The sequence below is a fragment of the Chelatococcus caeni genome (assembly GCF_014196925.1).
Classification (GTDB): domain Bacteria; phylum Pseudomonadota; class Alphaproteobacteria; order Rhizobiales; family Beijerinckiaceae; genus Chelatococcus_A; species Chelatococcus_A caeni.
The window spans coordinates 19,438-41,930 of the sequence record NZ_JACIEN010000002.1 but is presented as its reverse complement, the minus strand read 5'-3'; the positions used below and the strand labels follow the sequence as shown (position 1 = coordinate 41,930).

At 70.2% G+C, this 22,493-nt stretch carries 24 protein-coding genes; 10 read left to right on the top strand and 14 right to left on the bottom strand.

Annotated elements, in window-relative coordinates; genetic code table 11:
* The first annotated feature begins 104 nt into the window (after positions 1 to 104).
* The 3 genes from argB (at position 105) to GGR16_RS08885 (ending at position 2,212) form a co-directional block, all read left to right on the top strand.
* Positions 105 to 1,004: an acetylglutamate kinase gene (gene argB, locus GGR16_RS08895; RefSeq protein WP_019404760.1), complete on the top strand. Its 900-nt coding sequence runs from the start codon at positions 105 to 107 to the stop codon at positions 1,002 to 1,004.
* A 43-nt stretch (positions 1,005 to 1,047) separates the two neighbouring features.
* Entirely contained in the window at positions 1,048 to 1,383 is a 336-nt protein-coding gene (locus GGR16_RS08890) for a DMT family transporter (RefSeq protein ID WP_019404761.1), read from the top strand.
* 82 nt (positions 1,384 to 1,465) lie between these two features.
* Positions 1,466 to 2,212: a pyrimidine 5'-nucleotidase gene (locus GGR16_RS08885; RefSeq protein WP_183316394.1), complete on the top strand. Its 747-nt coding sequence runs from the start codon at positions 1,466 to 1,468 to the stop codon at positions 2,210 to 2,212.
* On the opposite strand, the gene GGR16_RS08880 is transcribed toward GGR16_RS08885, so the two are convergent.
* Positions 2,213 to 3,427: an MFS transporter gene (locus GGR16_RS08880; RefSeq protein ID WP_246372964.1), complete on the bottom strand. Its 1,215-nt coding sequence runs from the start codon at positions 3,425 to 3,427 to the stop codon at positions 2,213 to 2,215.
* Positions 3,424 to 4,002, bottom strand: a complete 579-nt coding sequence (locus GGR16_RS08875) for an NADPH-dependent FMN reductase (RefSeq protein ID WP_026015590.1) — start codon at positions 4,000 to 4,002, stop codon at positions 3,424 to 3,426. The genes GGR16_RS08880 and GGR16_RS08875 overlap by 4 nt, the downstream gene beginning before the upstream one ends.
* A gap of 126 nt (positions 4,003 to 4,128) precedes the next feature.
* On the opposite strand from GGR16_RS08875, the gene soxR reads away from it, so the two are divergent.
* The 3 genes from soxR (at position 4,129) to GGR16_RS08860 (ending at position 7,085) form a co-directional block, all read left to right on the top strand.
* Positions 4,129 to 4,590 carry a redox-sensitive transcriptional activator SoxR gene (gene soxR, locus GGR16_RS08870; RefSeq protein WP_019404765.1) on the top strand — a complete coding sequence of 154 codons (462 nt, stop codon included), beginning with the start codon at positions 4,129 to 4,131 and terminating at the stop codon, positions 4,588 to 4,590.
* A 135-nt stretch (positions 4,591 to 4,725) separates the two neighbouring features.
* Positions 4,726 to 5,820, top strand: a complete 1,095-nt coding sequence (locus tag GGR16_RS08865; RefSeq protein WP_183316393.1) for an acyltransferase family protein — start codon at positions 4,726 to 4,728, stop codon at positions 5,818 to 5,820.
* A gap of 191 nt (positions 5,821 to 6,011) precedes the next feature.
* Positions 6,012 to 7,085 carry a lysylphosphatidylglycerol synthase domain-containing protein gene (locus GGR16_RS08860; RefSeq protein WP_183316392.1) on the top strand — a complete coding sequence of 358 codons (1,074 nt, stop codon included), beginning with the start codon at positions 6,012 to 6,014 and terminating at the stop codon, positions 7,083 to 7,085.
* A gap of 8 nt (positions 7,086 to 7,093) precedes the next feature.
* Here GGR16_RS08860 and GGR16_RS08855 read toward each other — a convergent pair whose 3' ends face one another.
* The 3 genes from GGR16_RS08855 to mtgA form a co-directional block, all read right to left on the bottom strand.
* Positions 7,094 to 8,809 carry a bifunctional diguanylate cyclase/phosphodiesterase gene (locus tag GGR16_RS08855; RefSeq protein ID WP_183316391.1) on the bottom strand — a complete coding sequence of 572 codons (1,716 nt, stop codon included), beginning with the start codon at positions 8,807 to 8,809 and terminating at the stop codon, positions 7,094 to 7,096.
* Positions 8,810 to 9,013: 204 nt separating this feature from the next.
* Positions 9,014 to 9,199 carry a 50S ribosomal protein L32 gene (rpmF, locus tag GGR16_RS08850; protein ID WP_026014831.1) on the bottom strand — a complete coding sequence of 62 codons (186 nt, stop codon included), beginning with the start codon at positions 9,197 to 9,199 and terminating at the stop codon, positions 9,014 to 9,016.
* A 148-nt stretch (positions 9,200 to 9,347) separates the two neighbouring features.
* The gene (gene mtgA / locus GGR16_RS08845) at positions 9,348 to 10,055 is read right to left on the bottom strand and encodes a monofunctional biosynthetic peptidoglycan transglycosylase (RefSeq protein ID WP_085952966.1); all 708 of its coding nucleotides are present in this window, start codon (positions 10,053 to 10,055) and stop codon (positions 9,348 to 9,350) included.
* A 99-nt stretch (positions 10,056 to 10,154) separates the two neighbouring features.
* Here mtgA and GGR16_RS08840 point away from each other — a divergent pair, with 99 nt between their 5' ends.
* The gene (locus GGR16_RS08840; RefSeq protein ID WP_183316390.1) at positions 10,155 to 11,075 is read left to right on the top strand and encodes a polyprenyl synthetase family protein; all 921 of its coding nucleotides are present in this window, start codon (positions 10,155 to 10,157) and stop codon (positions 11,073 to 11,075) included.
* A gap of 78 nt (positions 11,076 to 11,153) precedes the next feature.
* Here the strand turns inward: GGR16_RS08840 and GGR16_RS08835 are convergent, their stop codons facing one another.
* The 3 genes from GGR16_RS08835 to GGR16_RS08825 form a co-directional block, all read right to left on the bottom strand.
* Positions 11,154 to 13,079, bottom strand: a complete 1,926-nt coding sequence (locus tag GGR16_RS08835; protein ID WP_156332717.1) for a potassium transporter Kup — start codon at positions 13,077 to 13,079, stop codon at positions 11,154 to 11,156.
* 229 nt (positions 13,080 to 13,308) lie between these two features.
* Positions 13,309 to 14,601: a flavodoxin-dependent (E)-4-hydroxy-3-methylbut-2-enyl-diphosphate synthase gene (gene ispG, locus GGR16_RS08830; RefSeq protein ID WP_019400507.1), complete on the bottom strand. Its 1,293-nt coding sequence runs from the start codon at positions 14,599 to 14,601 to the stop codon at positions 13,309 to 13,311.
* A gap of 59 nt (positions 14,602 to 14,660) precedes the next feature.
* Positions 14,661 to 15,212, bottom strand: coding sequence for a Fur family transcriptional regulator (locus GGR16_RS08825; protein WP_156332718.1), 552 nt, complete (start codon positions 15,210 to 15,212; stop codon positions 14,661 to 14,663).
* 332 nt (positions 15,213 to 15,544) lie between these two features.
* Here GGR16_RS08825 and GGR16_RS08820 point away from each other — a divergent pair, with 332 nt between their 5' ends.
* The 3 genes from GGR16_RS08820 (at position 15,545) to GGR16_RS08810 (ending at position 17,996) form a co-directional block, all read left to right on the top strand.
* Positions 15,545 to 16,330 carry a 3-hydroxybutyrate dehydrogenase gene (locus tag GGR16_RS08820; protein WP_019400505.1) on the top strand — a complete coding sequence of 262 codons (786 nt, stop codon included), beginning with the start codon at positions 15,545 to 15,547 and terminating at the stop codon, positions 16,328 to 16,330.
* Positions 16,331 to 16,400: 70 nt separating this feature from the next.
* Entirely contained in the window at positions 16,401 to 17,429 is a 1,029-nt protein-coding gene (locus GGR16_RS08815) for a patatin-like phospholipase family protein (RefSeq protein ID WP_040403478.1), read from the top strand.
* Positions 17,430 to 17,450: 21 nt separating this feature from the next.
* Complete coding sequence (locus tag GGR16_RS08810; protein WP_183316389.1) at positions 17,451 to 17,996, top strand: O-acetyl-ADP-ribose deacetylase; 546 nt, start codon at positions 17,451 to 17,453, stop codon at positions 17,994 to 17,996.
* 2 nt (positions 17,997 to 17,998) lie between these two features.
* On the opposite strand, the gene GGR16_RS08805 is transcribed toward GGR16_RS08810, so the two are convergent.
* From GGR16_RS08805 to GGR16_RS08780, 6 genes are all read right to left on the bottom strand, one after another.
* Positions 17,999 to 18,658, bottom strand: a complete 660-nt coding sequence (locus tag GGR16_RS08805) for a class I SAM-dependent methyltransferase (protein ID WP_019400502.1) — start codon at positions 18,656 to 18,658, stop codon at positions 17,999 to 18,001.
* Positions 18,655 to 19,797 (bottom strand): glycosyltransferase, encoded by a 1,143-nt coding sequence (locus tag GGR16_RS08800; RefSeq protein WP_019400501.1) that lies wholly within the window; start codon positions 19,795 to 19,797, stop codon positions 18,655 to 18,657. The genes GGR16_RS08805 and GGR16_RS08800 overlap by 4 nt, the downstream gene beginning before the upstream one ends.
* A 6-nt stretch (positions 19,798 to 19,803) precedes the next feature.
* On the bottom strand, positions 19,804 to 20,127 hold the full coding sequence (locus tag GGR16_RS08795) for a type II toxin-antitoxin system PemK/MazF family toxin (RefSeq protein WP_019400500.1): 324 nt from the start codon (positions 20,125 to 20,127) through the stop codon (positions 19,804 to 19,806).
* Positions 20,124 to 20,336, bottom strand: coding sequence for an antitoxin MazE family protein (locus tag GGR16_RS08790; RefSeq protein WP_019400499.1), 213 nt, complete (start codon positions 20,334 to 20,336; stop codon positions 20,124 to 20,126). Before GGR16_RS08790 ends, GGR16_RS08795 begins: the two co-directional genes overlap by 4 nt.
* A gap of 69 nt (positions 20,337 to 20,405) precedes the next feature.
* The gene (locus GGR16_RS08785) at positions 20,406 to 21,932 is read right to left on the bottom strand and encodes a UxaA family hydrolase (protein WP_053193519.1); all 1,527 of its coding nucleotides are present in this window, start codon (positions 21,930 to 21,932) and stop codon (positions 20,406 to 20,408) included.
* A gap of 101 nt (positions 21,933 to 22,033) precedes the next feature.
* Positions 22,034 to 22,483 (bottom strand): RbsD/FucU family protein, encoded by a 450-nt coding sequence (locus tag GGR16_RS08780; protein ID WP_019402752.1) that lies wholly within the window; start codon positions 22,481 to 22,483, stop codon positions 22,034 to 22,036.
* Positions 22,484 to 22,493: the final 10 nt, after the last annotated feature.

Here is a 22,493-nt window from a genome sequence, read left to right as displayed (position 1 = left end):
CCGTTTGCCATGAGGCGTCGGAGCGGGGGCGACAGCCGCCTCCCTCCCTGCTAAAAGACGGCCTCGCGAAGCAACCCTTCCCTCAACCTGCGCCGCGACACGACATGACCGACCTTCCCGATCTACCCGACGTGCATACCCAGGCCGAGACGCTGGTGCAGGCGCTGCCGCACATGCAGCGCTACGACCAGGAGATCGTGGTCATCAAATACGGCGGCCATGCCATGGGCGACGCCGCGGCGGCGGAGGATTTCGCCGAGGACGTGGTGTTGCTCGAGCAGTCCGGCGTCAAGCCGATCGTCGTGCACGGCGGCGGCCCGCAGATCGGCCGCATGCTGGAGAAGCTCGGCATCAAGTCCGAATTCGCGGCCGGCCTCAGGATCACGGACAAGGCCACCGTCGACATCGTCGAGATGGTGCTCGCCGGCGCCATCAACAAGCAGATCGTCGGCACCATCTCGGTCGAAGGCGGCAAGGCCATCGGCCTGTGCGGCAAGGACGGCAACATGGTCGTCGCCCGCAAGGTGACGCGCACGGTGGTCGATCCCGATTCGAACATCGAGAAGATCGTCGACCTCGGCTTCGTCGGCGAGCCCGAGAAGGTCGACCGCACCGTGCTCGACGCGGTGCTCAAGGCCGAGCTCATCCCCGTGCTCGCGCCCGTCGCCGTCGGCCACGACGGGGCGACCTACAACGTCAATGCCGACACCTTCGCCGGCGCCATCGCCGGGGCCATGCGCGCCAAGCGCCTGCTCCTCCTCACCGACGTGCCGGGCGTGCTCGACAAGGACAAGAACCTCCTGCCCGAGCTCACGGTGGAGGACTGCCGCCGCCTCATCGCCGACGGCACCATCACCGGCGGCATGATCCCGAAGGTCGAGACCTGCATCTATGCGCTGGAGCAGGGCGTCGAAGGAGTCGTCATCCTTGACGGCAAGGTGCCCCATTCGGTGCTGCTCGAGCTCTACACGGACCACGGCGCCGGCACGCTCATCCGCCGCTGACGGGCGGCGGGAGGGCCGGCGAAACGGCGAGGCACGGCAGGACATGGCGACGGGCTATCTCTATCTCCTCATCGCCATCGTCGGTGAGGTCATCGCCACGTCGGCGCTCAAGGCGTCCGAGGGCTTCACCAGGCCGTTGCCGTCCCTCGTCACCGCCGTCGGCTACGGCGTCGCCTTCTACTGCCTGTCGCTGACGCTGCGCACGATCCCGGTCGGCATCGCCTATGCCATCTGGAGCGGCATCGGCATCGTGCTCATCTCGCTCGTCGGCTTCTTCGCCTTCCGGCAGGGCCTCGATGCGCCGGCGCTCGTCGGCATCGGCCTCATCCTGGCCGGTGTCGTCGTCATCAACGTCTTCTCCTCCTCCGTGCCGCATTGAGGCTTCCGCCGGGCCGGACGAGCTTGCAATCGCCGCTCCGGCACCCCATCTCCTTCCTCCTTTCACGCACGAGAGGTCGCAGATGAAGATGATCGACACGGTGCCGGCCGCAGGGGCGGAGAAGGCCCGCCGCGGCTTCGCGCATGTCGATACCTGGATCTTCGATCTCGACAATACGCTCTACCCGCACGAGGCGCAGCTGTGGCCGCAGGTCGACGAGCGCATCACGCTCTTCGTCTGCGACTTCTTCGGCATGGACGGCCTCTCGGCCCGTGCCCTGCAGAAGTATTATTACAACCGCTACGGCACGACCCTGCGCGGCCTCATGGAGGAGCAGGGCATCGACCCGCGCGACTTCCTCGCCTTCGCCCACAGCATCGATTATTCGCTGCTCGCGCCCGATCCGGCGCTCGCGACCGCCATCGGCGCCCTGCCGGGGCGCAAGCTCATCCTGACCAACGGCTCGCGCGGCCATGCGGAGGCGGTGGCGGAGCGGCTCGGCATCGGCGCGCATTTCGAGGACATCTTCGACATCGCCGACGCGGGCTTCGTGCCGAAGCCCGAGCCGGCGACCTATGCGAGCTTCCTCGACCGCCACGGCATCGAGGCCTCGCGCGCGGCGATGTTCGAGGACCTCGCCAAGAATCTCGCCGAGCCGCACCGGCTCGGCATGACGACCGTGCTCGTGCTGCCGAAGACGCCCGACCCCTTCCGCGAGCTGCACGAGCAGGAAGAGGTCGTCGCCTCCCACATCGAATATACGACCCGCGACCTCTCCGGCTTCCTCGTGCGCGACACCGGCATCGGCCGGGCCGACGCCGGCCCCTGATCAGGGCCGCCCGCGCCCGGCGAGGACGAGGCCGGTCATGGCCATGGCGGCGAGGACGACGGCCATGTCCCGGAAGGTCGCGGCATAGCCGAAGGCGCCGATCCATGGCTGGCTGACGAGCGGCGAGAGGAACTGCCCGAGGAAGATGCTGGCCGTGAGCCCTCCGGCCACCCGCCCGCGCAGGGCCGGCGGCGCCACGGTGAGCGCGGTTGCGCCGAGATTGGGGATCACCAGCCCCATGCCGAAGCCGGTGACGACGATGGCGGCGACCACGGCGACGTAGCTTTCGGCCATCGCCACGAGGCCGTAGCCGGCCGCCATGAGCCCGAAGCCGATCCCGAACAGCGTCGTGCTCGACCAGCTGCGGCGCAGCCGGCCGAAGCCGAGCGCGACGACCGCCTGCGCGAGCGTGAAGAGGCCGATGGCGAGGCCCGCCCGGCTCGGCGCCGCATGGCCGAGCTCGCGCAGATGGAACGGCAGCTGCGTCGGCACGAGGTAGAAGATGACGCTGTTGAGCATGGCGGCCGTCAGCAGCAGGGCGAGCGCCGCGGGCGAGCCGCTTGGCGCCTCGCCCGGTGCCGGCCGGGCGGCTCCGCTGCGCGCCGGCTCGGCGATGAAGGCGATGACCGCCGGCATGAGCAGGAAGGCCATGCCGTAGATGGCGAAGGGTGCCCGCCAGTCGATCTCGGCGAGGAGCCCGCCGCCCGTGAGGCACAGGAGGCCGCCGCCGCCGATGGCGGCGGATTGCAGGCCGAGGAACCGGTCACGCGCCGGACCGGCGAGATAATCGCCGACGAGCGCGGTCGCCGTCGTCATGATCATCGCCACGGCGACCCCGAGCAGCGCCCGGCTGGCGAGAATGGCGCCGAGCGAATCGAGCACCAGCCCCGACATGCCGGCGATGCCGTAGAGGCCGATGGCGCCGATCAGGAACGGGCGCCGGCCCCAGCGGTCGATGAGGCCGCCGGCAGGCAGGGCGACGAGCGCGATGGCGAGCGCCGGGATGGTGAGGACGAGCCGCGTCATCAGGGCCACCTGCTCCGTGCCGGCGAAATGCGCCTGCATGGCCGGCAGCGCCGGCGCGATGGTGGCGGCGGACATGATGGTGAGCACGCCCGTCGCGAGCAGCGTCGCGTTGCGGGCGCCGGCCCTGGGCCCGGCGGCGGCCGGAACCGCCTCGCCGCCGGCGAGCTCGCCCTGGCGCATCGGCCTCATGCGGCCACCTCGCTGTAGGCCGAGGCCTGGCGCGCGTCGCGCAGGGCGCGGGCCCACCAGGCGAGCCGCGCGAGCAGCAGGGCCATGGCCTTGTAGGCGCCGTCGCCCTCCGGCAGCGACCCGTCGGGGCGGAAGCGCTCGTGCGCCTGGGCGAAGGACACGCAGTCGCGGATCGTCGCCGCATGCAGCTCGCCGAAGACGAGCCGCAGCTGCTCGACGGCGCGCAGCCCGCCCGAGATGCCGCCGTAGGAAACGAAGGCGACGGGCTTGGCGTGCCATTCGTGACTGGCGCAGTCGATCATGAACTTGAGCGGCGCCGGATAGCCGCGGTTGTACTCCGGCGTCACCACGAGGAAGGCGTCCGCCGCCGCGATCGCCTGCCTGAGGCCGGCGACGGCCGGATCGTCGCGGCTCGGGTGGCGCAGCGACAGGTCGAGCCCGGCCGGGTCGAGGCGCAGGAGGGAGAAGGCGCCGCTCTTGTCGACTTCCGCCGCCGCCCAGTCGGCGACGGTGTCGCACAGGCGCCCTTCGCGGTTGCTGCCGTAGATCATCGCGAGCCGGATGGGCAGGGTCATCGGCATGGGTGCTCCATGGTTCGGCGTGCGCTGGCACGCGGGGAGCCGCAGTGATAAAACCTGAACTTAGCTTGAGGTCAATGCCCGGCTTCGAGCCTGGAAAGACCTGAGACCTGGAGGGCGAGCATGACGATGCCCGATCCTGTGGCGGTCGGCCGGGATCTGACGGTGGGCGAGGTCGCGCGGCGCAGCGGCGTCGCCGTTTCGGCCCTGCATTTCTACGAGCGGAAGGGGCTCATCCGCAGCCTGCGCAGCGCCGGCAACCAGCGCCGCTATCCGCGCGAGGTGCTGCGGCGCGTCGCCGTCATCAAGGTGGCGCAGCGGGTCGGCATTCCCCTCGCCGCCATCGGCGAGGCGCTGGCCGCATTGCCCGAGGGGCGCACGCCGACCGAGGAGGACTGGCGGGCCCTGTCGCTGAGCTGGCGGCAGGAGCTTGACCTGCGCATAGACCGCCTCACGCGGCTGCGCGATCAGCTCGACCAGTGCATCGGCTGCGGGTGCCTGTCGGTGAAGGCCTGCCGCCTGCGCAACCCGCACGATGCGCTCGCCCGCGAAGGCCCCGGGGCGCGGCTCCTCGATCCGGGCTGAGCGCTGCAGGGATCGCCATCCGCCACTCGCAGCCTACGACGTTCTGCACCCATAGGTTGATAATATCGCTCGCGATCGCGCGTTGAGGGCGTTCCCGCTGCGCGGCAAGGGGACGGCAACAGATCGGGTGGGGCGATGACGATACGGGAAGCATTTGAAACGCGGGCCAACAACTTCGACCTCCTGCGCCTCGTGGCGGTGCTGCTGGTGCTGTGGAGCCACAGCTACACGCTGACCGGCACCGGGGCGGAGCTCTTCCACTGGCTGACGGATGGCTACGACACGGGCGGGGGCATGGGCGTCGCCATCTTCTTCGCCATCAGCGGCTTCCTGGTGGCGCGTTCGGTGACCGTGCACGCCTCGGGTCAGTATCTCCTCAACCGCGTCCTGCGCATCGTGCCGGCGCTCGCCCTCGTGACGGTGTTCGATATCTTCTGCCTCGGCCCCATGGTCACGAGCCTCGGCCTCGCCGACTACCTGCTCCATCCCGAGACGCTGCAGCACGCACGCAACATCTTCGTCTTCGGCGTGTCCTTCAATCTGCCCGGCGTCTTCACGAACCTGCCCCATACCGGGGTCAACGGCTCCATCTGGACCCTGGCGCTCGAATGCGGGTTCTACCTGCTCCTGCCGGTCGCCATGGTCTGCGGGCTCCTGTCGCGCCGCGGCGTGCTGCTGCTCGTCGCCGCCGTCGCGGGGCTCGTGCTCTGGGGCAGCCAGGTGTGGGGCCTGTCCTGGGGGAACATGGGCGGCGAGCTCTGGGCTGGCGCCTCGCTCTTCCCGGTCCTGCGCTACGGCCTCGTCTTCGTGCTCGGCGCGGCGCTGTGGGTGCACCGGGCAACGGTCCCGGTCAGCGCCGGCCTCGCCCTCGCCTGCCTGATATTGCTCTACGCCTTCGCGAACCGGCCGGGCGCACAGTTCGTCTATCTCCTGGCCCTGCCCTATCTCGTCATCTATGCCGCGCTGGCGCATCCGCTGTCCTTCGACGTGAAGGAGCGGTTCGGCGACATGTCCTACGGCGCCTACCTGTTCGCCTTTCCGCTGCAGCAGCTGCTGATCTGGGCCTTCGGGCCCGAGGTCGGCCCGACGGCCATATCGCTCATGGCGACGCCGCTGGCGCTGGCGGCGGGCTTCGTCTCCTGGCATCTGGTGGAGCGCCCGGCGCTGGACCTCAGGTACCGGCGGGGCGCGGCAGCCGGTCTCGCCCGCCGCCCGGCGCCCACCGTCTGACGCCTGCATCGCGCCTGCGGCAGGGACGGCCCGGCCAGCCCTGCAGCCCCGGCACGGGCGCCATGCCCGCAGCGGATTTCCCTGCCCGCCGCCTTGCACTCGCCGCACCCCGCCCCCATAACCGGGCGGGGTGCGGCGCCTCTTCGAGGTCCGCGCCGCGCATGTGAAACGGGATGGGACGCGTCCGCAGCATGGAGGCAGGAGAGCACGAGGCCGGCGCCGTGGACGGGGACCGGGGACGTGCCGGGGCCGTTCAGCCCGCAGCCGGGCCGGGCACTGCGCTCGCCGCGCCCCCGCCGAGCCCGCCCGTCGAGGTCACCGGCGACACGCGCCGCCGGCTGTCGCTCATCGGCACCGTGGTCAGCGTCGCGCTCTTCCTCGCCTCGATGGTCGTGCTGTGGCGCATCATCGGAGAGATCAGCCTTGCCGAGCTCAGGAACGCCTTTGCGGCCGCCAGCGTGCGGCAGATCGCGCTCGCCATCCTCTTCACCTGCGTCAGCTACCTGCTGCTGACGGGATACGACGCCCTCGCCCTGCGCCAGCTCGGCCGCAGCATCGCCTATCGCGTCACGGCGCTCGCCTCCTTCACGAGCTACGCCGTCAGCTTCACGCTGGGCTTTCCGCTCGTCACCTCCGGGGCGGTGCGCTACCGCATCTATTCGCCCTACGGCATCAAGGCGCCGACCATCGTCGGCCTCACCGTCATCGCCGGCATCACCTTCTGGCTCGGCATGAGCGCGGTTCTGGCCTGGAGCCTGATGCGCGAGAGCCTCGCCGTCGCGGCGCTGACGGGCACGGTCGTGCGGCTCAACGAGGGGCTGGGCATCGCCATCGTCGCCGCCCTCGTCGGCTATCTCGCCTGGGTCGGCGTCAAGCGGCGCAGCGTCAGCGTGCAGGGCTGGCGCCTCGAACTGCCGGGCTTCCGGCTGTCCATCGGGCAGATGCTGCTCGGCGCGGGCGACGTCTGCGCGGCGGCGGGCGTCCTCTTCGTGCTCCTGCCGGGCGGCCACGGCCTCAGCTACGAGACCTTCCTCGCCATCTATGTCGCGGCCTGCATGCTCGGCATCGCCAGCCACGCCCCGGGCGGCATAGGCGTCTTCGAGGCGACCATGCTGATCGCCCTGTCGCACTTGCCGCGCGAGGGGGTCCTCGGCGCCCTGCTGCTGTTCCGGCTGTATTACTATCTCGTGCCCTTCGCCTTCGCGCTGCTGCTGCTCGGGGCTCACGAGATCGGCGCGCGCCTCGGCGATCCGGGGCGGCGCTGACGGCCGGCTCAGGCTGACCTGGCCCGCTCCCTGGCACGCTCCACGGCGAGGCCGGCCGGCTCGGGCCAGGCCGTCACCGGCGCGATGTGCTCGCCCTGCAGGTAGTCGACCCCCCATTGGGTGAGGAGGCGGGCGGTGTCCTCGTCCTCCACCCATTCGGCGACCGTGGCGATGCCGAGATGCTGGGCGAGGTCGACGAGCGTGCGCACGAAGAAGCGGTCGTCGCTCGACCGCGCGAAGTTCTGCACGAAGGCGCCGTCGATCTTGAGCAGGTCGATGGGGAAATGGCGCAGGTGCCGGAAGGAGGTGTGTCCGGCGCCGAAATCGTCGATGGCGATGAAGACGCCGAGCGCCTTCATGGCGTCGAGCGAGGCCCGCGTGGCGCCCGGGTCCTCGACGGCCGCCGTCTCGGTGATCTCGATGATGAGCCGCTCGGCGACGCCGGGGCAGGCGCCGAGCTGGGCGGCGAGATTGCCGAGCCAGGCGCGGCTCGCGAGCGTGCGCGGCGAGATGTTGAGGGCGATGCGCAGCCCCGGCTCGCCCATCATGCGGGCGGCGATCAGCTCGAGCATGCGGTGGTCGACGGCCTCGATCAGCCCGACCTTCTCGGCCGCGGGCACGAGGCGCGCGGCCCCGGCCTCGCCCCCGTCGGGCAGTCGCAGGCGCAGCAGGGCCTCGTGGAAGGCCGGCTGGCGCGTCACGGCATCGACGATCGCCTGGCGCGCGGGCACGATCCGGCGTTCGTTGAGGGCGGCGAGGATGTCGATCCCGTCCGCCGTGGCACGGCGTGTGGTCATGGTGGCAGCCAGTTGCGGTCCGTAGAAGACAAAGCCGCTGCCGCTCAGCCGCCGCGCCTCGTCGAAGGCGAGATTGGCGTTCCGCATCAGCGTTTCCGCATCGTCGGCATGCTGGGGCGCCGTCGCGGCGCCCATGCGCAGGCGCACCGCCGCCGCAGCCCCGCCGGCCGCCGCGGCGAGCCCGGCCATGCGCGCGGCGGCGACCGTCGCCTGCTGGGCGGAGCAGCCGCGCATGACGAGCGCGAAGCGGTTGCTGCCGTGGCGGATGAGCAGGTCGCCCTGCCGCAGCTGCCGCATCAGGACCTGCGCGGTGGCCGCGATGATGTCGTCGCCCCGCGCATAGCCGAGCGCCGCATTGATGGCCCCGAGATTGTCGATGGCGAGGAAGATCAGTGTCAGCGGCGTGCGGCGGCCGCAGTCCTCGGCGAAGAGGGCGCCGATCGTCCTGGCGAGGTCAGCCCAGCCGTCGGCCCGTGCGACGCCGGACTGCGCGGGCTCGCGCGCGATGCGCATGACGCCGTGCACGGTCGCCGGGCGCCCGTCGGGGCCCCCATACCAGCGCCCGCTGTCCTCGACGGCGACATCCGTGGCGCCGGCCCTGAGGCGGTAGTGGAGGCGGAAGGGCACGCCGGCGCCGGTGTCCTCGCCTGCGGTGGTGCGGAAGAAGGCGCAGCGGCCGGGGCCGGAGGCGACGTCGATCAGCCGGTCGAAGGCCGCGCCGGTCGCGAGCGCACCCCTGCAGTCGAGGCCGATGACCTCGGCGCCGTTGCTGCCGAAGCTGAGCCGGTCGCTGGCAAGGTCCCAGTCGTAGACCACCTCCCCGAGCGACGTCAGCAGCCGGCGGGGATCGAGCGGCGCGGCAGCGGCATCGGGCGTGAGCGACGCCGGATGGTCCGCGCGACGAGCGACGCCTGTCCAGTCTGCCATCGGCTGCCGGGTCCTGCCTGTCTGGGAGCTTGCCGCGTCTGGCACCGGAGGCGGCGGCTGAACCGGCGCGCAGAAACGCTAGCGGGCATCATGAACGGCAAGGGTTAACGGCCGGTAAAGAGTGGCGATCTCTGCACGCCGGCAACAAAAAAGGGCCGGTGAACCGGCCCTTCCTGTCGTATCGCTCGATGGAGCGTCCGCCTCTCACGCCTCGGCGCGGGGCTTCAGCACCTGCCGGCCGCGATACATGCCGGTCTTGAGGTCGACGTGGTGCGGACGACGCAGCTCGCCCGAGTCCTTGTCTTCCACGTAGGTGGGCTGCTGCAGCGCGTCGGCGGAGCGGCGGTGGCCGCGCTTCATCCGCGACGTTTTTCTTTTCGGAACGGCCATGGCTCAACTCCGGTCGATGGCTTCTGCGGGCCTGCGCGCGCAAAGGGGCGCAGGTCCCTCGTTGACGAAACTGTCTCTGGGACGCGGGCTTATACAGGCTCAGCGCCGGATTGGCTAGCCCTCGGCGGCAGAAAGTGGGATTTTCCCTTTACGCGCCGAGGCAGGAGACGTTCTCGTTGCCCATGCGGCCCATGATGCGCGAGGCATAGGTGGACAGATAGCGGGTCGGGCGGGCCGGGTTGCGCGCGATCGGATTGGGCAAGGCGGCCACGAGGAGGGCCGCCTCGCGCCGCGTCAGATCCCGCGCGCTCTTGCCGAAATGGCGCCGCGCCGCCGCCTCGGCGCCGAAGACGCCCTCTCCCCACTCGGCGATGTTGAGATAGGCCTCCATCACCCGGCGTTTCGGCCAGACGGTGTCGACGACGAGCGCGAGCGGCAGCTCGAGCCCCTTGCGCAGGTAGGAGCGGCCCGGCCAGAGGAGGATGTTCTTCACCGTCTGCATGGTGATGGTGGAGGCCCCGCGCGAGGCGCCGTCGCCGAATGCATCCTCGATGACGCTCTGCAGGGCGAACCAGTCGATCCCCGCATGCATGCAGAACCGCGAATCCTCCGCCGCGATGGCCGCCCGGGCGAGATGCGGCGATATGTCCGACAGCGGCATGTAGATGCGCTCAACCGGCTGCAGCGTGAGCCAGCGCCCCAGCATCAGCGTGGAGACGGGCGGCAGGACGCGGTAGACGGCGATGGAAACGGCCCAGAACAGCATGATGGCGAGCACCGCGCGCATGGTCCAGCGCAGCACCGTCCGGCCGATGGCCAGCCTCCCCCGGCTTCTTGCTTGCACGTTTGCGGTCATCTCCCTGCCCCTGAGTGGCCCATAGGCTTGACCGATCCGGGCGTCTCGGGCAAGCGACGCTTGCCTTCACGTTCCGGTGGCGACCTGGGAGAAACGACCATGGCGAGCTTGAGCGCCGCTTTTACCGAGCGTCTCGAGGCCGCGGCCCGCGCGCTGGAGCCACTGCTCGAGGCGCTTCTCGGCGGCACGCCGCTCGCCGGCGAGATCGCCCGCCCGCCCCGCCTTCTCGCCGCCATGCGCCATGCCGTGCTCGACGGTGGCAAGCGCCTGCGTCCTTTCCTCACCGTCGAGACGGCCCGGCTCTTCGGCGAGACCGGGGAGGGGGCGCTGCGGGCGGGGGCCGCCATCGAGCTCCTGCATTGCTATTCCCTCGTCCATGACGACCTGCCGGCCATGGACGACGACGACCTGAGGCGCGGCCGCCCCACCGTGCACCGCGCCTTCGACGAGGCCACCGCCATCCTTGCCGGCGACGCGCTGCTGACGCTCGCCTTCGACGTGCTCGCCGATCCGGCCCTGACGGCGGAGGCGGCCGTCCGTGCCGAGCTCGTGCTCGGCCTTGCCCGGGCGGCCGGGCTCGGCGGCATGGTCGGCGGGCAGATGCTGGACCTCGAGGCCGAGAGCCGGTCCACGCCCTTCGCGGAGGCCGAGGTGCGCCGCCTGCAGGCCATGAAGACGGGAGCGCTCATCGCCTTTGCCGTCGATGCGGGCGGGATTGTCGCGCGGGCGGGGGCCGAGGAGCGGGGTCGCCTCGCGGTCTATGGCCGGGCCCTCGGCGCAGCCTTCCAGATTGCCGACGACATCCTCGACCGGGAGGCGAGCACGGACGCGCTCGGCAAGCGCGCCGCCAAGGATGCCGACAGGGGCAAGGCGACGCTCGTCGACGTGCTCGGCATCGAGGCGGCGCGGGCGGAGCGCGATCGCCTCGCCGAGGAGGCCGTGGCGGCGCTCGCCCCCTTCGGCCCGGCGGCGGACACGCTGCGCGAGGCGGCGCGCTTCGCCGCCGCGCGCCGCAAGTAGGTCTTATCGGATCGCGTGGCCGCGGGCCTGGTGCTCCCTCTCCCCGCCAGCGGGGAGAGGGGGGGCTGGGCGCGGCGCCTACACCGTCACCTGGGTGCCGACCTCGACGACGCGGCCGGTGGGGATCTGGAAGAAGTCCGTCGCGTCGTTGGCGTTCTTGGCGAGCGAGATGAACAGCCTGTCCTGCCACATCGGCATGCCCGACTGGGCGGCGGGCCGGATGGAGCGGCGCGAGAGGAAGAACGACGTCGACATGATGTCGAACTTGAAGCCCCGCTTGCGCAGGATGGCGAGGCCCTTCGGCACGTTGGGCATCTCCATGTAGCCGAAGGTCATCTCCACCCGCCAGAAGCCGTCGGCGATGGGCTCGATGTTGACGCGCTCCTCGTCGTTGATGCGCGGCACGTCGGCCGTCCTGACGGTGAGGATGGCGTTCTTCTCGTGCAGCACCTTGTTGTGCTTGAGGTTGTGCAGCAGCGCCGAGGGGGCGGTCTCCGGATCGCTCGTCAGGAACACGGCCGTGCCCTTGATGCGGTGCGGCGGGCTCTTCTGCAGCATCTCCACGAGCTCGACGAGCGGCACGTCCACCTTGCGCGTCTTGGCGAAGAGGATGGCGGTGCCCTTCACCCAGGTCCACATCACGACGATGAGCACGCTCGCCAGCAGCACCGGCACATAGCCGCCGGAGAACAATTTGAGCAGGTTCGCCGAGAAGAAGGCGATGTCGATCGTCAGGAACGGCACGATCAGCAGGACGGCGGCGGCGAGGCTCCAGCGCCAGCCCTTCCAGATGACGAGGATGGCGAGGATGCCGTCCACCACCATCGCGCCGAAGACCGAGATGCCGTAGGCGTGGGCGAGGCCGCTCGAGGAGCCGAACATGGCCACGAGGAAGAGCACGCCGATGAGCAGCATGGCGTTGACGCGCGGCAGGAAGATCTGGCCCTGGTGCGAGGCCGAGGTGAAGCGCACCTCGAGCCGCGGCAGCAGGCCGAGCTGGATGGCCTGGCGCGTGAGCGAGAAGGCGCCGGTGATGACGGCCTGGCTCGCGATGATGGTCGCCACCGTCGCCAGGATGGTGAGGGGCAGAAGGCCCCAGTCGGGCACCATGCGGTAGAACGGGTTCTCGATGGCGTCCGGATGGGCGAGCACGAGCGCGCCCTGCCCGAAATAGTTCAGCACCAGGGCGGGAAAGACGAAGCACAGCCAGGCCGCGCGGATGGGGCCGCGCCCGAAGTGGCCGAGATCGGCATAGAGCGCCTCGGCTCCCGTCACGGCCAGGCAGACGGCGCCGAGGACCGCGAAGGCGACGACCGAGTGGTTGATGAGGAACATCAGCCCGTAGTGCGGCCACAGCGCCCGGAAGACGTCCGGATCGTCCATGATGTGCAGGATGCCCGTCACCGCCAGCACCGTGAACCACACGCCCATGATCGGCCCGAAGAACGCGGCGACCTTGCCGGTGCCGCGGCTCTGCACGGCGAAGAGCGCGACGAGGATGGCGACGGTGATGGGCACGACATAGTCGCCGAGCTCCGGCGCCGCGAGCTTGAGGCCCTCGACGGCCGACAGCACCGAGATCGCCGGCGTCAGCATGGAATCGCCGTAGAACAGCGCGGCGCCGGTGATGCCGAGCGCGAGGACGAGGGCGTGCGAGCGGCCCATCGCCCGCTGGGCAAGGGCCACGAGGCTCAGCGTGCCGCCTTCGCCCTTGTTGTCGGCCCTGAGCAGGATCACCACGTATTTGATCGTCACCACGAGGATGAGCGACCACAGGATGAGCGACAGCACGCCGATGATCGTTTCGCGGGCGATGGGCCCGTCGCCGTCCGAGACGGCATGCACCGCCTCGCGCAGCGCATAGAGCGGGCTCGTGCCGATGTCGCCGTAGACGACGCCGACGGATCCGAGCGCGAGGGCGAAGAAGCTGGAGGGCGCATGCACCCCGGCCTGTCCCATGTCGCCGGCAGCCTGCTCGCTGCTGCTGCCCTGACCTGCGAGCATGGAGGCTTTGGTATCTGAAACCATATGGATGAAGGCCTATGGTTGGCCACACATGAATGCCGCCGGCAGCCGGCCGCACGGCGCGCTGTTACCCTTCGGGGCGGCTGGGCCGCGACGAAGGCACCCTTAGGGCCGGCGGTGTTTACCACAAGCGGCAGGCCGGGCAAACGCCCCATGCGCCGATCGCCGGAAAGTGTGAATTGTCAAACGGATAGGATGGGACGGCAGGCTACTCGGCGGCCTTCGACAGGCGCTGCCCGAAGCGCCTGTCGATGTAATCGGCGACCAGCGTCTTGAATTCCGCCGCAATCGTCGGCCCGCGCAGGGTCGTGGCCTTCTGCCCGTCGATGAAGACCGGCGCGGCCGGCATTTCCCCCGTGCCGGGCAGCGAGATGCCGATGTCGGCATGTTTCGATTCGCCCGGCCCGTTGACGATGCAGCCCATGACCGCGACGTTGAGCGCCTCGACGCCGGGATAGCGCGTCTTCCACTCGGGCATCGAGGTCGAGATCCAGTCCTGGATGTCGCGGGCGAGCTCCTGGAACACGGTGGAGGTCGTGCGCCCGCAGCCGGGGCAGGCGGCGACCAGCGGCACGAAGGTGCGGAAGCCCATGGTCTGCAGCAGCTCCTGGGCCGCCTTGACCTCGAGCGTGCGGTCGCCCCCGGGCTCGGGCGTCAGCGAGAAGCGGATCGTGTCGCCGACGCCTTCCTGCAGGAGGATGCCGATGGCCGCGGCCGAGGCGACGATGCCCTTGGAGCCCATGCCGGCCTCGGTGAGGCCGAGATGCAGGGCATAGTCCGAGCGCGCGGCGAGGTCGCGGTAGACGGCGATGAGGTCCTGCACCGCCGAGACCTTGGCGGAGAGGATGATCCTGTCGCGTGCAAGGCCGATCTCCTCGGCCCGCTCGGCCGACAGGAGCGCCGAGCGCACCAGCGCCTCGCGCGTGACGGCGCGCGCATCGACGGGCCGGGGCGAGCGGGCGTTGATGTCCATGAGGTGCGTCAGCAGCTCCTGGTCGAGCGAGCCCCAGTTGGCGCCGATGCGCACGGGCTTCTGCCAGCGGATCGCCGTCTCGACGATCATGCCGAACTGCCGGTCCTTCTTGTCCTTGAAGCCGACGTTGCCGGGATTGATGCGGTACTTGTCGAGCGCCTCGGCGCAGGCCGGATGGTCGGCGAGCAGCTTGTGGCCGATGAAGTGGAAGTCGCCGACGATGGGCACGGCGATGCCCATCCGCGCCAATTTGTCGCGAATGTGCGGCACCGCTGCCGCCGCCTCGGCCCGGTCGACGGTGATGCGCACGAGCTCGGACCCCGCGCGCGCGAGCGCGGCCACCTGCCGCACCGTCGCCTCGACATCGGCCGTGTCGGTGTTGGTCATCGACTGGACGACGATGGGCGCCCCGCCGCCGACCGCGACGGAGCCGACCTTGACGCCGACGGTGCGGTGCCGCGCGCCTGCGCCCGCAGGGGCAGGCGTCAGCGCCTCGGTGCCCGGCAGATGGGTGATGTCAGCTGTCATGCGATCGGCTCGGAAGGCTCGTTTGGACGATCGAAGGTCTTGCTGCGCCTCTCGCGCCGTCAGGTCAAGGCTTGACTTTCGCCTTTTGCGCCTGCCCGGCAATGGGCACACGTGCCGGCGATCTCGACGACCTGGGCCCGCGGCTTGAAGGCGGCGCCGGTCAGCACCCGCCTGAGGGCCGCGCCGACCTCGGGCGAGGAGGCCTCGTCGACGCCGCCGCAGGTCTCGCAGATGAGGAAGACGACGAGCTCCCCGGGCTCGTGATGGTGCGGGCAGGCGACGAAGGCGTTCTTCGTCTCCAGCTTGTGCACGAAGCCCTGCTCCAGGAGGAAGTCGAGGGCGCGGTAGATCGTGATCGGCGCCACCCGCCGCTCGTCCTGCCGGGTCAGCGCCTCGGCGAGGTCGTAGGCGCCGAGCGGCCGGTGCGTGGCATAGAGCGTCTCCAGCACGGCGCGGCGGATCGGCGTCAGCCGCTGGCCGCGTGTCCGGCAGGCGGCCTCGGCCGCATCGAGCGCGGCAGGCGCCTCCTTCAGCCGGGCGGCGGCATGGGCGCAATCCCCGTCCTCGCCGTGGTGATGGTGATGGTCGTGGCCTGCCTCGATCTCGTGCATCGTGTCGCTGTCTGTCCCGTGGCCGTTGCCCGCCGCCGCTGTCATCAGGCGGTGGCGATACGGTGCCTCAATGCGAACATTATAGCGTTACTCGCCCGGCGAGGCACCGCACCGAGCGCATGTCCGCCGCGGCCTCGTGCCACCGGTTGCGCGAAGGGACTCGCGGCGAGCGGTCCCCGTGCGACGTGGGTTTGCAGTGCGGCGCAACATAGATAGGGTCTATCACCCCAGTTGCCCACCCCGCGGCGGCGCTTCGCCGCGAAGAGGGCCTTGCGAGAAGAGTTCTTCGTCGCGTCCAGGAACATCATAACAGCAGCCATCGGGAGCAACACATGTCGCTGAAATCGCGCACCGCCGTCGTCACCGGTTCAACGAGCGGCATCGGGCTCGCCATCGCCCGGGCCCTGGCCGCCGAGGGTGCCCACGTCGTCATCAACGGCTTCGGCGAGCCGGCTGCCATCGAGCGGGAACGGGCGACGATCGAGCGCGAGTTCGGCGTCAAGGCCATCTATTCCGGCGCCGACATGACGAAGCCGGCCGAGATCGCCCAGATGATCGCCGATACCGAGAAGTCCCTCGGCTCCGTCGACGTGCTCGTCAACAATGCCGGCATCCAGCATGTCGCGCCCGTTGAGGAGTTCCCGGTCGAGAAGTGGGACCAGATCATCGCGATCAATCTCTCCTCCGCCTTCCATGGCATCCGGGCGGCCGTGCCCGGCATGAAGGCGCGCCGCTGGGGCCGCATCATCAACACCGCTTCCGCCCATGCCCTCGTCGCCTCGCCCTACAAGTCGGCCTATGTGGCGGCCAAGCACGGCATCGCCGGCCTCACCAAGACGATCGCCCTCGAGGTCGCGACCCACGGCATCACGGTGAACGCCATCTGCCCCGGCTATGTCTGGACGCCGCTCGTCGAGAAGCAGATTCCCGACACGGCCAAGGCCCGTGGCATCAGCGAGGCCGAGGTGAAGGAGAAGGTGCTGCTCGCCGGCCAGCCGACGAAGGAATTCGTGACGGTGGACGAAGTCGCCGCCTACGCCGTCTTCCTCGCCTCCGACGCCGCGCGCTCCATCACGGGCGCGATCGCCACCATCGACGGCGGCTGGACGGCCGAATGACCGGCCGCGCCCCCCGCGTCCGCCATCCTGCCGGCAAGCCCCCGGCAAGCCGGCGGGCGGCTTTGCCGGCATCGCCGGCCCGAAGGCCGAGAAGAGCATCTGCCTTGCCCTGCAGGGCGGCGGCGCCCACGGCGCCTTCACCTGGGGCGTCGTCGACGCCCTGCTCGAGGATGGCCGGCTCGCCATCGAGGCGATCTCGGGCACGAGCGCCGGCGCCATGAACGCCGTCGTCATGACTCAGGGCTTCATCGAGGCCGGCATCGACGGCGCACGGCGCGACCTCGAGACCTTCTGGCGGCGCGTCAGCCGCGACGGGGCGCTGTCGCCGCTGCAGCGCTCGCTCGTCGACCGCATGCTCGGCATCTGGGGCGGGGGCGACGAGCCGCCCGGCCTCCTGTGGTTCGACATGGTGTCGCGCTTCGCCAGCCCCTACGACTTCAACCCGCTCAACATCAATCCGCTCCGCGACCTCATCGAGGAGCTGATCGACTTCGACAAGGTGCGCGCCTGCAACTCGGTCTCGCTCTTCATCGCCGCGACCAACGTGCGCACGGGCAAGATCAAGCTCTTCGAGCGCCCGGAGCTGACCGCCGACCACATCATGGCCTCGGCCTGCCTGCCCATGGTCTTCCAGGCGGTCGAGATCGACGGCGTGCCCTATTGGGACGGCGGCTACATGGGCAATCCCGCCCTCTTTCCGCTGTTCTACGGCGCGGCGAGCGACGACGTGCTCCTGGTGCAGATCAATCCGATCGAGCGGGAGGAGACGCCGCGCTCCGCCCGCGAGATCCAGAACCGCCTGACCGAGATCACCTTCAACGCGACACTCCTGCGCGAGATGCGCGCCATCGAATTCGTCACGCGCCTCATCGACGAGGGCAAGCTGTCGAAGGACGAGTACAAGCGCGTGCTCATGCACCGCATCGACGCCGACCTCCTGATGAAGCGCGTGACGGCGGCCTCGCGCCTGTCGGCGGACTGGAGCCTCCTGCAGCGCCTCGCCGATCTTGGCCGGCAGGCCGCGCGCAAATGGCTCAAGGAGAGCTATGATGACGTCGGCGTGCGGTCGACGCTCGACCTGCGCCACGAATTCGCCTGACGAAGCGCGGAAGGACCGGCCATGGGCGACTGGCCGCATCGGGCCGCCGTTCCCGGCGGCATCATCGAGATCGTGGTGGGGGACATCACGCGTCTCGCCGTCGATGCCGTCGTCAACGCCGCCAACCGCACGCTCCTCGGCGGTGGCGGCGTCGACGGAGCGATCCACCGGGCGGCGGGGCCGGAGCTTCTCGCCGAATGCCGCACCCTCGGCGGGTGCGAGACCGGCGAGGCGAAGATCACGCGCGGCTATCGGCTGCCGTCGGCCCATGTCATCCACACGGTCGGTCCCGTCTGGCGGGGAGGCGCGGAGGGAGAGGCGACGCTGCTCGCCGCCTGCTACGGCAATGCGCTTGCCCTCGCCGATGCGCACGGCCTTGCCCGCATCGCCTTTCCCGCCATCTCCACCGGCGTCTACGGCTTTCCCCCCGAGGAGGCGGCGCCGGTCGCGGTGGGCACCGTGCTGGCGAGATTGCCGGATATTTCCATCGAACGCGTCGTCTTCTGCTGCTTCTCGGCCGGCAGCGCCGTTCTGCACCGCGAGGCGCTCGAGACCCTCACGCGCTGATCTCAGGCCTCGCGAAAGGCCCAGACGCTCGTCTTCTTGATCTCGTTGTCTTCGAGCGCCCGCGTCACCGGCACCTCATAGGTGGCGAGCGCGGCGAGCCGTTCGCGCGCCAGATAACTGCGGCCGGGGTCGCCGATGAGCACAGTGGCGCCGCGCGCGGCGAGGCGCGACAGCCAGTCGGTGACGGCAGCGGCGAGATCGCGCTCGTAGCAGATGTCGCCGGCCAGCACGCAGTCCCACCCCTCGTCCGTGCCGACGAGATTGTCCTGGCGGACGGTGAGGGCGACACCGTTGGCCTCGGCATTCACCGCAATGGCCGCCGCCGCGAAGGTGTCGATGTCGCAGGCGTCCACCTGTGCCGCGCCGGCCCGTGCGGCGGCGATGGCCACGAGCCCCGAACCCGACGCGAAATCGAGCACGCGCTTGCCGGTGACGATGGCCGGGTGATCGAGGATATAGCGCGCCAGCGCCTGCCCGCCAGCCCAGGCGAAGGCCCAGAAGGGCGGCGGCAGCCCCATGGCGCCGAGCTCCTCCTCGGTCTTCTCCCACAGGGCCGTCGCTTCGTCCGCCACATGCAGCACGATCTCCGGCGCGTGCGGCACCGGCAGGAGCCGCGTATGGGTGCGGACGAAAGCGGCCTTGTCCGTTGCGAGGCGCGTCATGGCCGCTCGTCGAGCATGCGGCGGTAGAGGTCCTTCAACCCGTCCATCACGTGGCGCTCCGTGAAGCCGTCGAGCACGCGCGCGCGCGCCGCAGCGCCCATGGCGGCGACGCGCCGCGGATCGGCCGCCAGCTGCGCGATGGCCTCGGCGAGAGCCGCTGCGTCGTCCGGCGGCACCACGAGGCCCTCGATGCCGTCGCGCACCAGCGTACGGCAGCCGGGCACGTCCGTCGTCAGGACGGCGCGGCCGCTCACCGCCCCTTCGAGCAAGGTGCGTGGCAGGCCCTCGCCGCCGCGCGACGGCAGGCACGAGACGTGGTGCTCGCGCCAGACGCCGGCGATGTCGCGCGTCGGGCCGCGCCAGGCGATGCCGGGCTCCTCCGACCATTGCCGGAGCGTCGCCTCCGGCACCGCCTTGGGATTGTCGGGATCCGGCGCGCCGAAGAGCGAGAGCTCGACCGCGACGCCGTCCGTGCGGGCGCGGCGGACGGCCTCCACCGCGAGGTCGATGCCCTTCGACCACAGCATGCGCGCGACGACGGCCACCCTGAGCGGTGGCTGCGGCGGCAGCGGCGCCACGGGATAATCCGCTGGCTCGACACCGGCGCCGCCGACGATGGTCACGTTCGGCGCGCGCGGATCGAGCCCGATGAGACGCGGGTCGTCCTCGTTCTCGAAGAGGTAATGCGTGCCGCGGCCTTCGAGCCCGCCGCGGATGACGAGGCGAAGCCCGGCCCGCGCCACGCGCGCGACGGCATCGCGGCGGGCGCCGAGGAAGCCGAGGCCGGTCAGCGCATAGACGCGGCCGGCGATGCCGGCGAGACGCGCCGCAAGGCCGCCGAGCACGATGGAGCGCAGGGCGATGGCGTGCACGATGTCGGGGCGCTCCTCGGCGAGCACTCGGCGCATGGCACCGACGGTGCGCAGGATGGCGAGGGGGCTCATGCTGCGCCGGTCCGCCTCGAGCGCCAGCACGCGCGCGCCCGTCGCCTCGATCACCTCCCGGTGCGCCCGCACCCGCGCCACCACCGTCACGGCAAGCCCCATCTCGCGCGCGGCCCGCGCCATGGGCAGGAAATGCGAAGCGAAGAACCAGTCCTCGGTGACGAGGAAGAGAACGGAACGGGGCCGGTCGGTCACGATGCCTCACGCAAAGCCGAGAAAGAGCGCGAGCGCGCGGTTTACCGCGAGAAGGTCCGTCTCGTCGAGCCGGCCGAAAGGCTCGCCCACCTTGCCGCGGGGCACCGTGTGAGCCTTGTCGACCATGATCTGCGAGACCTTCTGCAGGCCGTTGCGCTCGTTCGGCTCGACCGTGATGCGCAGGAGCGGCGCCGCGACGAGTTCACTCGTCACCGGCAGCAAGGTGAAGGAGGGATGCGTGCTGAAGAGATCCGACTGGACGATCAGGGCCGGTCTGGGTTTGCCATAGGCCCCGGGAAGAGCCACGGTGACGAGATCACCGCGCCTCATTCACGCCAGCCCCGATGGTCCGAGACCGCTTCGATGAAATCGAGGATCTCGTCTTCCTCGGCGCTCTTGGCGATGAGTTGCGACTGGCGCCGGCATTCCTCGGCAAAGCCGGGCTGCGCCGGGTCCGGTATCCAGATCTGCACCGGCTTCAGCCCGGCCGCCCGCAATCGCTCGCGATGGCGCTGCACGCGCTTGGCGACACCTGCCATTTCAGTCTCCGACCTGTGTTACATGTAACATAGGTCGTCGCCTGTGGGACCGCAAGCGCTCCGCTATTCTCACATCGTCGCGCCGATCTGCCAGGGCACGAATTCGGCGTCGCCGTAGCCGAGCTCCTCGGACTTGGAGCGCTCGCCGGAGGCGACCTTCAGCACCTTCTCGAAGATCTCGCGGCCCTTGTCCTCGATCGACACGCCCTCGACCACGTCGCCGCAGTTGATGTCCATGTCGTCGACCATGCGCCGGTACATCTCGCTGTTGGTGGCGAGCTTGATCGACGGCGTCGGCTTGCAGCCGTAGGCCGAGCCGCGGCCGGTGGTGAAGGCGAGGACATTGGCGCCGCCGGCGACCTGGCCCGTTGCCGAGACCGGGTCGTAGCCGGGCGTATCCATGAAGACGAAGCCCTTGGCGGTGACCTTCTCGGCATAGCGGTAGACGCCCGTGAGCGTCGTCGTGCCGCCCTTGGCCGCGGCGCCGAGCGACTTCTCGAGGATCGTCGTGAGCCCGCCTGCCTTGTTGCCGGGCGAGGGGTTGTTGTTCATCTCCATCTTGTTGCGGGTGGTGTAATCCTCCCACCACTTGATGAGCTCGACGAGCTTCTCGCCGACCTCGCGGGTGGCCGCGCGGCGCGTCAGGAGATGTTCGGCGCCGTAGATCTCCGGCGTCTCGGAGAGGATCGCCGTGCCGCCGTGCTTGACGAGCAGGTCGGCGGCCGCGCCGAGAGCCGGATTGGCCGTGATGCCGGAATAGCCGTCGGAGCCGCCGCACTGCAGGGCGAGCATCAGCTCCGACGCCGGCACCGTCTCGCGCCGCGCCCTGTTGGCGACGGGCAGCATCTCGCGGATGGCGGCGGCGCCGGCCTCCACCGTCTTCTTCGTGCCGCCGATCTCCTGGATGGTGAAGGAGCGGAAGGTGTCGCTCTCCGTGATGCCGTAGATCTCCTTCCAGCGCGCGATCTGGAAGCCTTCGCAGCCGAGGCCGACCATGACGACCGCCGCCATGTTGGGGTTGGTCGCATAGCCCCACTGGGTGCGCTTGAGGACCTCGTAGCCCTCGCCCTTGACGTCGAGGGCGCAGCCGCCGCCGTGTACCAGCGGGATGACGCCGTCGACATTCGGATAGTCGTCGAGAAGCCCTGAGCGGCGGATTTCCTCGGCCATGTAGCGGGCGACCGTCGCCGAGCAGTTCACCGAGGTGAGGATGCCGATGTAGTTGCGCGTGCCGACCTTGCCGTTGGCCCGGCGGAAGCCCTCGAAGGTCGCCTGCTGCTCGACGGGCAGGATGTCCTCCTCTCGCGCCGCCTCGGCGAAGCGGTAGTCGCGGGCGAAATCGTGCATCTCGACATTGTGCTCGTGCACCCACTCGCCGGGGGCGATGGGCTTCGACGCAAAGCCGATGATCTGGCCGAACTTGACGATGGGCTCGCCCTCGGCCACCGGCACCACCGCCATCTTGTGGCCGCGCGGCACGCGCTGCGTCACCGCGACGCCGTCGACGGAAGCGCGGGGCTCCAGCGCATCGACGGCGACGATGACGTTGTCGCTGGCGTTGAGGCGAAGGGTACGGGGGGTGACGGGACGGTCCATGGGCGTGTTTCCGGGCGGGCTGGTTGGCCGCTGATATGGTTATTTGAATCGTTTTATACTACGCGGCTCCAGCCGATGCGAGCCCGCCGGGGTCGCCGGTTTCACTCCGCCAGCACCACGCCCTTGCGGATGAGGAAGCAGCCGTAGGGGCGCATGTCGCCCACCTGCACGACCGCGAAGGCCCCGCTCGCCGCCTCGTAGAAGGCATAGCGCTCGATGCCGACGAGCGGCAGCGCCTTGCCGGCCGCCCGGTCGATCACCGCCTGCACTTCGCTTTGGATCGGCGGCACCGTGACGGCATCGCCCACCACCTCCATGCGCCGTACCGGATCGTCGACGAAGGTGTCGACGGGCAGCAGCGACAGCACGGCCTCCGCGGCGCGCGCCATGGTGAGGCCGGGGATGCGCACGAGCTCGCCCGAGGTGGTGCGGCGCGCCACCGTCTCGGCCGGGAAATTGGCGTCGACGAGGGCGAGGTCGTCGCCGTGGCCCATGGCGGCGAGCACCCAGAGGAGGTCGGGCGTCAGGACGGGGTCGAGACCCTTGAGCATCGTGTCGGCT

Excerpts from the sequence above, each read along its gene's own strand:
- argB (WP_019404760.1), top strand. The coding sequence starts at position 105 with ATGACCGACCTTCCCGATCTACCCGACGTGCATACCCAGGCCGAGACG.
- GGR16_RS08890 (WP_019404761.1), top strand. The coding sequence starts at position 1,048 with ATGGCGACGGGCTATCTCTATCTCCTCATCGCCATCGTCGGTGAGGTC.
- GGR16_RS08885 (WP_183316394.1), top strand. The coding sequence starts at position 1,466 with ATGAAGATGATCGACACGGTGCCGGCCGCAGGGGCGGAGAAGGCCCGC.
- GGR16_RS08880 (WP_246372964.1), bottom strand. The coding sequence starts at position 3,427 with ATGAGGCCGATGCGCCAGGGCGAGCTCGCCGGCGGCGAGGCGGTTCCG.
- GGR16_RS08875 (WP_026015590.1), bottom strand. The coding sequence starts at position 4,002 with ATGACCCTGCCCATCCGGCTCGCGATGATCTACGGCAGCAACCGCGAA.
- soxR (WP_019404765.1), top strand. The coding sequence starts at position 4,129 with ATGACGATGCCCGATCCTGTGGCGGTCGGCCGGGATCTGACGGTGGGC.
- GGR16_RS08865 (WP_183316393.1), top strand. The coding sequence starts at position 4,726 with ATGACGATACGGGAAGCATTTGAAACGCGGGCCAACAACTTCGACCTC.
- GGR16_RS08860 (WP_183316392.1), top strand. The coding sequence starts at position 6,012 with ATGGAGGCAGGAGAGCACGAGGCCGGCGCCGTGGACGGGGACCGGGGA.
- GGR16_RS08855 (WP_183316391.1), bottom strand. The coding sequence starts at position 8,809 with ATGGCAGACTGGACAGGCGTCGCTCGTCGCGCGGACCATCCGGCGTCG.
- rpmF (WP_026014831.1), bottom strand. The coding sequence starts at position 9,199 with ATGGCCGTTCCGAAAAGAAAAACGTCGCGGATGAAGCGCGGCCACCGC.
- mtgA (WP_085952966.1), bottom strand. The coding sequence starts at position 10,055 with ATGACCGCAAACGTGCAAGCAAGAAGCCGGGGGAGGCTGGCCATCGGC.
- GGR16_RS08840 (WP_183316390.1), top strand. The coding sequence starts at position 10,155 with ATGGCGAGCTTGAGCGCCGCTTTTACCGAGCGTCTCGAGGCCGCGGCC.
- GGR16_RS08835 (WP_156332717.1), bottom strand. The coding sequence starts at position 13,079 with ATGCTCGCAGGTCAGGGCAGCAGCAGCGAGCAGGCTGCCGGCGACATG.
- ispG (WP_019400507.1), bottom strand. The coding sequence starts at position 14,601 with ATGACAGCTGACATCACCCATCTGCCGGGCACCGAGGCGCTGACGCCT.
- GGR16_RS08825 (WP_156332718.1), bottom strand. The coding sequence starts at position 15,212 with ATGCACGAGATCGAGGCAGGCCACGACCATCACCATCACCACGGCGAG.
- GGR16_RS08820 (WP_019400505.1), top strand. The coding sequence starts at position 15,545 with ATGTCGCTGAAATCGCGCACCGCCGTCGTCACCGGTTCAACGAGCGGC.
- GGR16_RS08810 (WP_183316389.1), top strand. The coding sequence starts at position 17,451 with ATGGGCGACTGGCCGCATCGGGCCGCCGTTCCCGGCGGCATCATCGAG.
- GGR16_RS08805 (WP_019400502.1), bottom strand. The coding sequence starts at position 18,658 with ATGACGCGCCTCGCAACGGACAAGGCCGCTTTCGTCCGCACCCATACG.
- GGR16_RS08795 (WP_019400500.1), bottom strand. The coding sequence starts at position 20,127 with ATGAGGCGCGGTGATCTCGTCACCGTGGCTCTTCCCGGGGCCTATGGC.
- GGR16_RS08790 (WP_019400499.1), bottom strand. The coding sequence starts at position 20,336 with ATGGCAGGTGTCGCCAAGCGCGTGCAGCGCCATCGCGAGCGATTGCGG.
- GGR16_RS08785 (WP_053193519.1), bottom strand. The coding sequence starts at position 21,932 with ATGGACCGTCCCGTCACCCCCCGTACCCTTCGCCTCAACGCCAGCGAC.
- GGR16_RS08780 (WP_019402752.1), bottom strand. The coding sequence starts at position 22,483 with ATGCTCAAGGGTCTCGACCCCGTCCTGACGCCCGACCTCCTCTGGGTG.